This is a genomic window from Pseudoalteromonas sp. NJ631 (assembly GCF_000276645.1).
Lineage (GTDB): Bacteria > Pseudomonadota > Gammaproteobacteria > Enterobacterales > Alteromonadaceae > Pseudoalteromonas > Pseudoalteromonas piscicida.
Genome location: NZ_AKXJ01000007.1, coordinates 152,016 through 164,700, shown reverse-complemented (window position 1 = coordinate 164,700; position 12,685 = coordinate 152,016). Strand labels below are relative to the sequence as shown.

Annotated in this window: 12 protein-coding genes; all 12 read left to right on the top strand. The window is 42.8% G+C overall.

Going from position 1 to position 12,685, the window contains the following annotated elements:
- Positions 1-9: 9 nt before the first annotated feature.
- Entirely contained in the window at positions 10-693 is a 684-nt protein-coding gene (gene flgH / locus A587_RS0113950) for a flagellar basal body L-ring protein FlgH (protein ID WP_010369278.1), read from the top strand.
- 19 nt (positions 694-712) lie between these two features.
- Positions 713-1,813, top strand: coding sequence for a flagellar basal body P-ring protein FlgI (locus A587_RS0113945; RefSeq protein WP_010369273.1), 1,101 nt, complete (start codon positions 713-715; stop codon positions 1,811-1,813).
- A gap of 108 nt (positions 1,814-1,921) precedes the next feature.
- Positions 1,922-2,896 carry a flagellar assembly peptidoglycan hydrolase FlgJ gene (flgJ, locus tag A587_RS0113940; protein ID WP_017218085.1) on the top strand — a complete coding sequence of 325 codons (975 nt, stop codon included), beginning with the start codon at positions 1,922-1,924 and terminating at the stop codon, positions 2,894-2,896.
- 1 nt (position 2,897) lies between these two features.
- Positions 2,898-4,910, top strand: coding sequence for a flagellar hook-associated protein FlgK (flgK, locus tag A587_RS0113935; RefSeq protein WP_017218084.1), 2,013 nt, complete (start codon positions 2,898-2,900; stop codon positions 4,908-4,910).
- A 2-nt stretch (positions 4,911-4,912) separates the two neighbouring features.
- On the top strand, positions 4,913-6,148 hold the full coding sequence (flgL, locus tag A587_RS0113930) for a flagellar hook-associated protein FlgL (RefSeq protein WP_017218083.1): 1,236 nt from the start codon (positions 4,913-4,915) through the stop codon (positions 6,146-6,148).
- A gap of 317 nt (positions 6,149-6,465) precedes the next feature.
- A complete protein-coding gene (locus tag A587_RS0113925; RefSeq protein WP_010369260.1) occupies positions 6,466-7,428 on the top strand; it encodes a flagellin N-terminal helical domain-containing protein in 963 nt (320 codons plus the stop codon).
- 512 nt (positions 7,429-7,940) lie between these two features.
- Positions 7,941-8,906 (top strand): flagellin N-terminal helical domain-containing protein, encoded by a 966-nt coding sequence (locus A587_RS0113920; RefSeq protein ID WP_010369253.1) that lies wholly within the window; start codon positions 7,941-7,943, stop codon positions 8,904-8,906.
- Between the two features lie 162 nt (positions 8,907-9,068).
- The gene (locus tag A587_RS0113915) at positions 9,069-10,031 is read left to right on the top strand and encodes a flagellin N-terminal helical domain-containing protein (protein ID WP_017218082.1); all 963 of its coding nucleotides are present in this window, start codon (positions 9,069-9,071) and stop codon (positions 10,029-10,031) included.
- Between the two features lie 82 nt (positions 10,032-10,113).
- Complete coding sequence (locus A587_RS0113910; RefSeq protein ID WP_010369249.1) at positions 10,114-10,524, top strand: flagellar protein FlaG; 411 nt, start codon at positions 10,114-10,116, stop codon at positions 10,522-10,524.
- Positions 10,525-10,542: 18 nt separating this feature from the next.
- Positions 10,543-11,952 carry a flagellar filament capping protein FliD gene (gene fliD, locus A587_RS0113905; RefSeq protein ID WP_017218081.1) on the top strand — a complete coding sequence of 470 codons (1,410 nt, stop codon included), beginning with the start codon at positions 10,543-10,545 and terminating at the stop codon, positions 11,950-11,952.
- Positions 11,953-11,969: 17 nt separating this feature from the next.
- The gene (gene fliS / locus A587_RS0113900; protein ID WP_010369245.1) at positions 11,970-12,398 is read left to right on the top strand and encodes a flagellar export chaperone FliS; all 429 of its coding nucleotides are present in this window, start codon (positions 11,970-11,972) and stop codon (positions 12,396-12,398) included.
- Positions 12,388-12,684 carry a hypothetical protein gene (locus A587_RS0113895; protein ID WP_026000995.1) on the top strand — a complete coding sequence of 99 codons (297 nt, stop codon included), beginning with the start codon at positions 12,388-12,390 and terminating at the stop codon, positions 12,682-12,684. Before fliS ends, A587_RS0113895 begins: the two co-directional genes overlap by 11 nt.
- The last annotated feature ends 1 nt before the right edge of the window (position 12,685 follow it).

The following is a 12,685-nucleotide window of genomic DNA, read 5'->3' as shown; positions in this document are numbered from 1 at the left end:
GGGGGTATTATGCGTGCATTATATTTAGCCATCGTAACGGTCGCTGCATTATCTGGATGTAGTACAACACAAAATAAAAATGTGGTGCGTGACGATCCGTATTATGCACCTATCTATCCCGAGGATAATCAAGCCCAAATGGTAGCAACAGGATCATTGTTTAATACGCAGTTTTCCAATGATCTTTATGCTGACAAAAAGGCGTTAAGAGTCGGTGATATTATTACCATCGTACTCAGAGAAACGACTCAGGCTACCAAAGCTGCGAATTCTCAACTTGATAAATCTAGTGATGCTAGTCTCGATCCGATTATTGGTCTTGGTGGCAATGCCATCAATATTGGTAAGGAAGCGATACAATTTGGAGCAAGTTCAAGCTCTTCATTCTCTGGTGATTCTCAAGCCAATCAGTCAAACAGCCTATTTGGTAATATTTCAGTAAACGTCACCCGAGTACTTCCAAACGGCAATTTAGTGATCCGCGGCGAAAAGTGGTTAACTCTCAATACTGGCGAGGAATTTATTCGCTTAGAAGGATTAGTAAGACCTCAGGATGTAACGGCAGATAACACTGTTGAGTCCAATCGAGTGGCAAACGCTAGAATTCAATACTCAGGTAAAGGCGACCAACAAGAAGTGCAAAGTGCAGGTTGGTTAACGAGTTTCTTTATGAGCGCGCTGATGCCGTTTTAAGGTGCTGAAAATGAACAATATGCTTAAGAATATTTTGCTTATCGGTGCGGCCATTACGTTGGTTAGTTTTTCTTCTTTGGCTTCTGCTGAGCGAGTTAAAGACGTCAGTATGGTTGAAGGTGTTCGTTCAAACCAACTGGTTGGCTACGGCCTAGTTGTAGGCTTGCCTGGTACCGGTGAGCAAACCAGATTTACCGAGCAAAGCTTTAAAGCGATGTTGAATAGCTTTGGGATCACGATGCCCGCAAGCTTAAAGCCAAAAATTAAAAATGTTGCGGCTGTTGCGGTTCATGCTGACTTACCACCTTTTGTTAAACCCGGTCAAACCATTGACGTTACTGTTTCATCTATTGGTAGTGCTGGTAGTTTACGAGGTGGTACTTTACTTCAGACCTTTCTAAAAGGGGTCGATGGTAACGTATATGCAATCGCGCAAGGTAGCTTGATTGTTGGTGGTTTGGGCGCTGATGGTGCCGACGGGAGTCGAGTTGTGATCAACACCCCGACAGTAGGTCGGGTGGCAAACGGCGCGACAGTGGAGCGAGCAGTACCAAGTCCGTTTACTCAGGGTGATTACATTACCTTTAACTTGAATAGGCCGGATTTTACTACCGCAAAGCGCTTGGCCGACACTATCAATGGTCTTGTTGGACCAAACAGTGCTAAACCTATGGATGCAGCTTCAGTTCGAGTAATTGCACCAAGAGATCCGTCTCAGCGCGTTGCGTATTTATCTACGCTTGAGAATCTTGAATTCAAACCAGCGGACACCGCTGCGAAGATCATCGTTAACTCGCGCACTGGTACTATCGTTATCGGCAAAAATGTCAAGTTGCAGCCTGCGGCAATTACTCATGGCGGTCTTACCGTAACGATTGCTGAGCAACAAAATGTGTCTCAACCTAATGCGCTGGCGAATGGCGAAACAACAGTGACGCAGCAAAGTATTATCGACGTAAATCAGGACGACTCTCGAGCGTTTGTGTTTGACCCAGGCGTGAGCCTTGATGACTTGGTTAGGGCAATTAACCAAGTTGGTGCTGCACCTGGTGATTTAATGGCGATCCTTGAAGCGCTAAAAGAAGCGGGCGCAATAAATGGTCAATTAGTCGTCATCTGATGTTCTATTATTAATCAACTAGTTAGCCCCACAATTGTGGGGCTTTTTTTTGGCTCGGATTTTGCATTTCTATTTGTATAGTTATTAACGTCAAACAGTGCTGAGTGTATGAACACCGACCAATTGAAAAATCAAAGCTTTTTTGACCTAGGAAACCTTGATTCGATCCGTAAAGAGGCGCTGAAAGGTGCTGGCGATCAAGGTGCCTCAGATCAGGCATTGAAAAAGGCGGCACAACAGTTTGAGTCTATCTTTACGCAAATGTTGTTACAAAGCATGCGTAAAGCGAATGAGGCGCTAGAGGATAAAGACAGTCCATTTAACTCTAGTGGTGTCAAATTTTTTGAAGAAATGCATGATCAGCAACTTTCGATGCATTTATCTGAGCAGGGCAGCTTAGGACTTGCAGATTTGATTGTGCAGCAGTTGTCTCCTAATTCTGAAAAGTATAAGCCTGCCTCAGTAATGAGAGCTGACGGCGATATTTCCTTTAAAAGACAGGCGACAACGAGTGAAAGTATGAATAAGCCTGAACCGCAGGCTGTCAATGTGAAGGCAGATACCTCAAGCGATGAACAAACAGGCTTTGGTTCTCCGGAGGAATTCGTCGACAGAATTTGGGAATACGCTCAAACAGCTGCGAAAAAGTTAGGCTTGAACCCTGCGGTAATGGTTGCACAGGCTGCACTGGAAACCGGTTGGGGTAAACACATCATCAGCAAAAAAGATGGTAGTAGCAGTTTTAATCTATTCAATATCAAAGCGGATAGCCGCTGGAGTGGTGAAAGCGCCAGAAAATCGACACTTGAATTTGAGCAAGGGTTACCTGTGCAAAAGCAAGCCGATTTCCGTGCTTATAAGTCGCTTGAACAAAGCTTTGATGATTATGTCAGTTTCCTAAAAGGTAATCCGAGATACGAGCAAGCCTTAAATAAGGCTGGTGATAGTCATGCTTATTTAAGTGAGCTTCAAAATGCAGGCTACGCGACCGATCCGAATTATGCCAACAAAATTAAGTCAGTTTTAAAGCGTATTGATGTATCCGATTTCTTATCCGGTGCGCTAACAAAGGGAGTCAGATGAGATGTCATTTGATCTATTAAATATTGGTGCGGCAGGGGTTAGGGCTAACTCTGAGTTACTACAAACCACCAGTAAAAACATCGCTAACCTAAATACCAAAGGGTATATCCGTGAACGGACTGAACACGGAACAATGATAGGTGGCATGGTTGGCCGCGGTGAAACCGTGCGTTTGCTCAACCAATTTGCGCAGCAGCAATTAAATCGTGATATTTCTAATCAGTCTTACTACGAGCAGTTTGTCACTGAGGCAAGCCGTGTTGATACGTTGTTTGCACAAGACTCAAACAGTCTGAGCAAAAGCATCAACTCGATGTTTAACAATTTACAAAGCGCGATTAACTTGCCTTCATCGACAACTAACCGCTCTTTATTTATGACAGGCGCTCAAGGTCTTGTTGATCAAATGGATAGACTGTCAGGGATAGTTGTTGATCAAAACAGTATTGTGAACGAGCAATTGGATATTTTCTCAGAAGAAGCCAATAACCTTGTTCAAAAAATCAGCGAATTAAATAAGCAAGTAGCGAGTAAATCAGCACTCAACCTGAACAATGTCGATCACAGTGTGCTTAACGAACGAGATCAAGCTATCAAGGAGCTCGCTGAACTTGTAGATATAGAAACACTCGATGGTGAAAATGGCGAGAAGCTCGTGTTTTTAGGCACTGGGGATGCACTTGTGATGCAAGGTGGAGCCTTCAATTTATTCGCGATGAAAGGCAACCCAGATCCTAACCATAAAGAACTAATCTTAGACATTAAAGATAAAAATGTTGTGCAGCTCGAGTTAGATAGCGGCAGCTTGAAAGGCAAAATCGGTGGGTTACTGGCGTTTAGAGATGAAGTGTTGATCCCGGCACAAAACCAACTAGGTCAAATTGGCCTTGCATTGGCAGATGCTTTTAATCAGCAAAATAGATTGGGAATGGATTTAGATGGCAACATAGGTGGAGATATATTTAAAATACCTACCGTGGGTGGCTTTGCTTACAGCGAAAATACAGGTACCGCAGCGCTTACGGCAACACTTGAGCCTGGGCGCGGCAATGAGTTGCCAGCTACCGATTTCCAAGTTACTTATACCAGTGCAACAACCGTTGAAATAACAGCTGTAGATGCCAAAGGCAATCCTGTCGGTACTCCGACGACTGGTAATATTGCAGGTGGAGTCATCACGGGAACGGGCGATTATTTTGGCTTACAAATGAACGTAACGGGTAGTGGTGCAACAGGTGATAGATTTCTTGTGAAATTAAATCAACAGGCTGCAACTGGGTTGGAGCTTGCAACTCAAAGACCAGAAGCACTCGCATTAGCGTCGCCAATTCGTACTGAAAAATCAGCAGACAATAATGGTACGGCAACCATTTCAGCGGGAGTCGTCACTGATACCGATCCAGCGACTAGTGCGTTTACTGCAGGAACGCCGCCAACGTTGAATGATGGTCCTTATACTTTGACTAAAACAGCAAATGCTAACGAATATACGTTAACCAGTAATTCAGGTACAACGCATACCTTCACGGCTCCTGCCGATGGTAAAGATATTCTTTCTGGAGTGGGAGCCGCGCCTGTACCTTTTGATAATCTTGGCTTCACTTTCGATATCGAGGGTACACCGAATACCGGTGATAGTTTTGAGATTAGCTTTAACACAGGTGGCTTTGATGACAACCGTAATGGTGCAGCGCTCGATGGTCTGAAATCATCGGATTTAGTTAGACAAAATGTAGAGTCTACAGGTAGTACCGAAAGCCATAAAACCTTTAATGAAGCATATGCCGATATTGTCACAGGTGTAGGGGTTATTACCAATCAAGCAAAAACCAACGGCGCGGCATTTGAAGCGCTGGCTAATCAGTCAAGCGCATGGTTTGAGTCTCTATCGGGCGTAAACCTAGATGAAGAGGCGGCCAACTTGTTACGTTTTCAACAGTCTTACTCGGCTTCGGCTCAAGTCATTTCGGCAGCAAGAACTGTGTTCGATACCTTATTAAGTGCAGCGAGGTAATTATGCGTTTATCTCAAAATCAAATTTTTAATTCTAATCTTAATTCTATTTTGCGTAATCAGCAGGACGTGAATAAAGCAACACAGCAGCTGAACACGCAAAAGCGGGTATTGAGTGCTTCTGATGATGCTTCAGCGACTGCTAGAGCCATGCTTTTTGATGACAGGATCCAAGCAAACGATCAGTTTACCAAGAACCTGACTATGTTGTCTTCGAGATTAGATACTCAAGAATCAGTACTAGAAAATATTAAAACGGCCATTGATAGCGCTTATGCGAAGTCGATACAGGCAGGTAACGGTGGGTTATCTGACGTTGACCGTGAAGCGATTGCTGATGAGCTCGAGTCCATTCAGGATACTATTTTGGATTTAATGAACTCAAAAAGTGAGGATGGTAAGTTTATATTTTCCGGCTACCAAGATAATACGCAAACCTACAGCTTTGATTCTGCCACTGGAAAGTACGTATATAATGGTGATCAAGGACAGCATAAAATAAAGGTTTCTGAAGGGGTTGAAATACGCTCAAGTGATAACGGTTTTGATGTATTTGAAAGTGCAGAAAAGCGACTGAATATTACGTCAAATACAGCTGTGGTTTCTGGTGGTATTACATCGGCCTCCGTTTATGTGGACGAACAAGGGATTTTTGACAAGTTTCATAAGGCAAATTACAACGCTGATCCTAGTGCGCCTGCCGCTGCAAACACCTTTGACTTAGTGGTGACAGCGGGTACGCCAAATACTTACCAGCTTGAGCAGGGAGGAACGGTTATTTCAACAGGTAGCTTTGAAGGTAATTCGGTCAAAGTAGCAGGTATGGAATTTAAATATGAGGGTGCCGGTTCTGGTCAAATCAGTTTTGATTTGGAAAAGCCTCAGAAGGAAAACATTCTAAATACGTTAGAATCTATGATTACGTCATTGAGAGACACTAGTATTACGGGTGATGATTACAAACAGGTCCTGGCTGATGGTATTACTGGCCTAGATAATGCCAAAATCAAGATATCGCAAGGACAAGCGGGGCTCGGCGGTAGGTTAAATGCTGCAAAGCTTGTATCTGATGCAAATTCAGACTTGGACGTCGATAACAAAGCAAATAAAGCGGCTTTAATAGAAGTCGATTTTTATTCTGCGATTTCAGAACTCACTAAGCATGAAACTGCGCTGCAGGCCTCTCAGGCAACATTTGGCCGCCTAACTAACCTTTCTTTATTAGACTATATTCGTTAAAAGACGGCCTTTACGGGCCGTTTACTTTCACACTGCTTTAAACTCAACTTTTCCTCGTAACAAGCTGAATAATAAAATATTTCCATTTAACTCTCTGACCGTAACCTAGGTGCGTCAAAACTTTGCCATATTTGGTTGAGCAATAATAAAAGCATATAGAAATCATGACGATAATTTTTTTTTAAAAAAAATACTAAAGGAAATTTTTTGCCGACCGATAACTTAATTAACCAAGCCGGAGAGTGAAAAAAATTCAAAGGTTGGAAAAGAATCTAAGTTTGAGAGTGAAAGACTCGATTTAAAGTGGGAGAACCATCATGGCACTTTATGTAAATACTAACGTAAGTTCATTGAACGCACAAAGACAATTAATGCAATCTGGTAATTCACTAGATACATCATTCAAACGTCTATCATCAGGTTTTCGTATCAACAGCGCTGCTGATGATGCTGCAGGCCTACAGATTTCTGACCGTTTGAGTTCACAAATCAATGGTCTAAACCAAGGTAACCGTAACGCGAACGACGGTATCTCTTTAGCACAAACTGCTGAAGGTGCGATGGACGAAGTAACGTCAATGTTCCAACGTATTCGTACACTGGCACAACAAGCATCAAACGGCTCAAATACAGACGAAGATCGTTTGGCGATTCAAGAAGAGATTCGTTCACTATCTGAGGAAGTTAACCGAGTCGCTGCTGACACGACCTTTGGTGGTCAAAACTTACTGGATGGCAGTTACTCAGCAAACTTTCAGGTAGGTGCTGATGCGGTACAAACTATCGGTTTCAGTATGCAGAATGTTGCTGGTACAGCAAATGATATGCAGGCCAACGGCGGTTTTACACTGTCAGGTATCGCGGGTATCGCAAGTGGAGTAACAGGTGTAGCACTAAGTGCAACAACAGGAACTATTAGTACAAACATTGGTACTGAAGCTGATGCAAAAGTATTCTCAGATGTATTCACAGCTGGCGGCATCTCAGTATCTTCGCAAGCGAATGCTCAGGCTGTACTAGCTGGTATGGATAACTTGATTGCGGTAGTTGATAAGAAACGTGCAGAGTTAGGTGCGGTTCAAAACCGATTCCAATCAACGATTCGTAACCAAGCAAATATCTCTGAGAACTTGTCGGCTGCGAAATCACGTATCAAAGATACTGACTTTGCTCAGGAAACTGCAAGCTTAACCAAAATGCAGATCCTTCAACAGGCTAGCCAAACAATCCTAAGTCAGGCTAACCAACGTCCTCAGGCTGCTTTAAGTCTTCTAGGATAACAGTTGGAAAGTAAAGGTGCCTAAGCCGAATGGGGTATTTGCTTAGGCACCGAATTGGATGATAAAGCGGAGGTGCTTAAATCCAATAGCGTTCATTAAAACAATGAACACGTTAATCAAAGCATTAAGTATGCCAACTTTATGCTAGAAAAATGACACTCACTCTCAAATTTGTCTAAAGAGGCCAACTGGCCTCTTTTTATTTCCTTACTCTTTGTGAGCTGAAGCCTCTCTATCCATCAGAAAAGCCGCGGCTAGGGCTAGATGCCGAAATGCTAGATAGTCGTTCCTCGATAAACAAAGTATTTAATAGCTATTTTTAAATTCCCTGTGTTATTTAATCATGGCTTTGGATTTTTGGCCTGCTATTTGCTTACTACTAGTTACAGTAAATTCTGGCGTCAAAGTGGCAATTGGTTGCCTTAGTTGGTTGAATACCCGATGCATAAGTGCCGCTTTGTCATTTAACTATCTATCAATTAGATATTGATTTGACAAAAAGAGAGTGAATTATGGCTTTATATGTAAATACAAATGTTAGTGCTATTAATGCACAGAGACAGCTAACTAACTCGGGCAATGAACTAGATACATCTTTCAAACGTTTGTCATCTGGTATGCGTATTAATAGTGCGGCTGACGATGCGGCCGGGTTACAAATCTCCGATCGATTACAATCTCAAATTTTAGGTTTAACCCAAGGGAACCGAAACGCCAATGATGGAATTTCATTGGCTCAGACCGCTGAAGGGGCAATGGATGAAATCACTTCTATGTTCCAACGTATCCGTACCCTATCTCAACAGGCAGCGAATGGTTCTAATACTGATGAAGATCGCTTAGCCATTCAAGAAGAAATTAGACAGTTAGCCTCTGAGGTTAATAGGGTGGCATCTGATACCACTTTTGGTGGACAGAACTTACTTGACGGTTCTTATGCTGCTAACTTCCAAGTTGGTGGTGATGCGGTTCAAACTATTGGGTTCAGCATGCAATATGTAGGTGCGACAGCAAATAGTTTAGCTGACAATGGCGGCTTTACACTTTCTGGAATTGCAGGGGTAGCGAGTGGTGTTTCTGGCGCTGCATTAAGTGCAACAACTGCTACGATTAGTACAAATATTGGTACTGAGGCTGATGCCAAAGTGTTCTCAAATGTTTTCACAGCAGGAGGGATCTCGGTTTCTTCACAAGCCAATGCACAAGCCGTTATGGCTGGTATGGATGCGCTGATTGCGGTAGTTGATAAAAAGCGTGCAGAGTTGGGTGCTGTACAAAACCGGTTCCAGTCAACAATACGGAACCAGGCTAATATTTCTGAAAACTTGTCGGCAGCAAAATCGCGAATTAAAGATGCTGACTTTGCACTAGAAACAGCGAAATTAACTAAAAATCAGATATTACAGCAAGCAAGTCAGACGATTCTCGGCCAGGCAAATCAGCGTCCACAAGCGGCACTGAGCCTACTTCAGGGCTAGAAATGAATAAAAAATAAAAAAATTACAAATAAAGCTCAAGCTTTCGCTTTAGCAGCCGATAGCAGAATTAGAGAACTATAAATTTAGGACTCTTATTCATCGTTGGTAGCAGGGTAGGGGTATCCCGCTCCAGCGAGTTATGTTGATAAAGCGGAGGCTATTATGGCTTTATATGTAAATACCAATGTGAGTTCATTGAACGCGCAGCGGCAACTAAATAAATCCTCAGGTGCGTTAGATACATCCTTTCAACGCTTGTCGTCAGGTTTGCGCATTAACAGCGCAAAAGATGATGCTGCAGGTATGCAAATCACAAACCGTCTAAATGGTCAGATCAATGGTCTGAATCAGGGCATGAGAAACGCCAACGACGGTATTTCATTAGCGCAAACAGCCGAAGGTGCACTGGATGAAACCACTCAGATGTTCCAGCGCATTAGAACGCTTGCTCAGCAGGCTTCGAACGGCTCGAATACGGATGAAGATAGGCTTGCACTACAAGAGGAAATTCGTTCATTAGCTGAAGAAGTAAACCGCGTCGCTGCGGATACGACATTCGGTGGCCAAAACTTGCTTGATGGCAGTTATGATGCGAACTTCCAAGTTGGTGCCGATGCAGTTCAAACTATCGGCTTTAGTATGCAAAACGTAGCAGGTACTGCAAACGATTTACAAGCGGATGGCGGCTTCACACTGTCTGGTATCGCAGGCATCGCAAGTGGTGTAACTGGTGTGGCACTCAGTGCGACTACAGGTACAATTAGTACCACGATTGGTACCGAAGCAGATGCGAAAGTCTTCTCAAATGTATTCACGGCGGCTGGTATTTCTGTATCTTCGCAAGCGAATGCCCAGGCTGTATTAGCTGGTATGGATAACTTGATTGCGGTAGTTGATAAGAAACGCGCAGAGCTAGGTGCGGTTCAAAACCGATTCCAATCAACTATTCGTAACCAATCGAATGTTGCTGAAAACTTAACGGCTGCACGTTCTCGGATCCAAGATACAGACTTCGCACAAGAGACTGCAAACTTGACTAAGATGCAGATTTTGCAACAAGCAAGTAGTTCTATCTTGAGCCAAGCGAATCAAAGACCGCAAGTAGCTTTATCGCTACTAGGTTAATTGATTAGTATTGTAGCGTCAGGTTTGTGAATAATTCTCAAACTTGGCGTATACTTTACGGTAAAAGGTTTGGAGGTGTGTTGTGAAAGAAGTTCAAGCGTCTACACCAAATGGATTCGTCAATCATACAAAACCAGAAGAATTAATTAGGACGGCATCTTCTGCTGAGACGACTCGTGCGGTTGAGTCTACTAGCAAAACAGAATCTAGTACGAAGCAAAGCGAGGAACAAGGTGCTGTAAAGCCTGACATTTTGGAAGAAATTAAAAGCAACTTAGAAAAGCTGAATCAGTTTATTCCTGTTACAGCAACTAATTTGTCTTTCGAGTTTGACGAACGTGGAGATCCTCCCGTTGTAAAGGTGATCGATACGAACAATGATGAAGTAATACGGGAAATTCCTTCAGAGGAGTTTCGTGAAATGGCTAAAGCTCTCGAAGAGTTTGCCGATAAGGTGTCAAGTAGAGGATTGCTGTTTGATAAAACAGCTTAATATTGGGTTGGAGGTTGTATGCCATTAATTACATCTGCGGGTATAGGCTCGGGGCTTGACTTAGAAAGCATCATTAAAGCGACAATTGATGCTGAAAATGTTCCTAAGTTACAAGCGTTTGCCAAAAAAGAAGACTCTTTAAAAGTGGAGTTATCTGCGGTTGGTGAGTTAAAGTCAGCAATCTCTAAACTTAAAGATACGATGGCGAAGCTTGCAGATCCTGACAACTTTGGTAAGCGAGTAGCAAACATTACCCAACCTAGTGGCGGAGATATAATCAGCGTTACTCCAACATCAGACATATCCGTAGGAAACTTTAAAGTTGCCGTCAAACAATTGGCAGAGGGTAGCCGAATCATTTCGGCAGACGACGCATTTGCATCGACTGATGCGGTAGTGAGTGCATCTGGAGGTACACTTTCGTTCGGAGCTGGGCCAGATAAGTCATTTGATTTAAATGTGACAGCGGGAATGACACTTGCTGAACTTAGAGACGCAATAAACTCTTCTGAGTCTAATTTCGGGGTAACCGCGAATATCGTGAATACGGGTAATGTTGGTTCTAAGCTTGTACTTACTTCTAATGTCACCGGCGACAATAACGACTTAACGATAACTTCGGATACTGCAGAGCTTGATGCAATCAGCACAACTGCATCTGGTGGTGGTGCTGGTGGAATGACAACAGTTCAAGCTGCGCAAAACGCAATTATTACTGTTGATGGCCTTGAAGTGACGAGTGATAGCAACACATTCAAGGATGCGGTGCAAGACATGACGATTAGAGCCCTTGAAGTTAGTGAAGGTAACGATACTGATGGTTATGCGACAGCTAAATTAAATATTGATTACGATCGTGAATCTATTAGCAAAATGATTGACGAGTTTATTGCAAATTATAATAATTTGATTGGCACTATTGGCCTTCACACTCGAGTTGGTAGACCGTTAAACGGTGACTCCTCAATGAGGACATTGAGCGACCAGATGATATCGACTCTATCGTCAGAGCTTACAGACGCAGGTCCATTTGGTTCCATTTTTGATATTGGCCTCGGCGTTAAAAAAGATGGATATCTTGAAAAATCTTCACTGGTAAGAAGTCTTAATGAAGCTATGGACGATAACTACGATGATATTGGCAAGGCTTTTGCAGGTGATAACGGTGTAGCTAAACAACTTGAAGAGTTGCTAGGTAATTACGTCGATTCTAAAGGCATATTGAAGCAACGTGAGACGAGCTTAAATAGCCAGTTAGATGATTTAGAAGATGACGTCCTGAATCATGAATATCGAATGAAATCGATGGAAGAAGGGTTACGTCAAAAATATGCTGGTCTAGACGTGTTGATTGCTCAAATGCAGCAAACACAGTCCTATTTAGGTGCTCAATTAGCAAATTTACCTGGCTTCACTAAATCTAAGTAAACTAAGAGGCATGTGATATGTATAACGCCCGAGTCAAAAATTACCAAAGAGAAGCATTGAAAACGAGAGTTGCAGGTGCAGACCGTTATGAAATAATTCAAATGTTGATGGCTGGTGCCGTTGAAAAAATGGTACTTGCGAAGGTATCTATTGAAAAGCGTCATCTCGAAGCCAAAGCAGAACATATTTCTAAGGCTTCAGCCATCATTGAAGCACTTCGTGGAAGCTTAGACTTTGAAGTTGGTGGCGAAGTAACAGAGAATCTGTATGCCCTCTATTCATACATGTTAGACAGGTTGTTAGATGCTAGCATGCAAAATGACCCCGCTATAGTTGATGAAGTATCGAATTTGCTGAAGGAAATCAAGTCTGCTTGGGACGCGATTCCAATTGATGTACGCAAGCAGACACTGGATGCTAACGGCGCGGATGCTAATGTCGGCTGAGTTAGCTCACATAGAAGCAATCCTTAATAAGCTGGATGCTGCTTGTCAGGCAGGTGAGTTGGAAGAGGCTCAATGTCTTTTCATTCAGATAGACAAACAGCTCCGGACAACATTAACAGCTGAAGTGTTAGCTGATTCAGAACAATCTCAACAATCGGCTTTAGTCATATTCAATCAAATCCAATCAATAATGAGCCAGTTGCAGCAGGAAAAAAGCGCTGTTGCAAAAGAACTATCACAAGTTATTGGCAATAAAAAAAAGATCAAAGCGTATAAAAATATTTAAT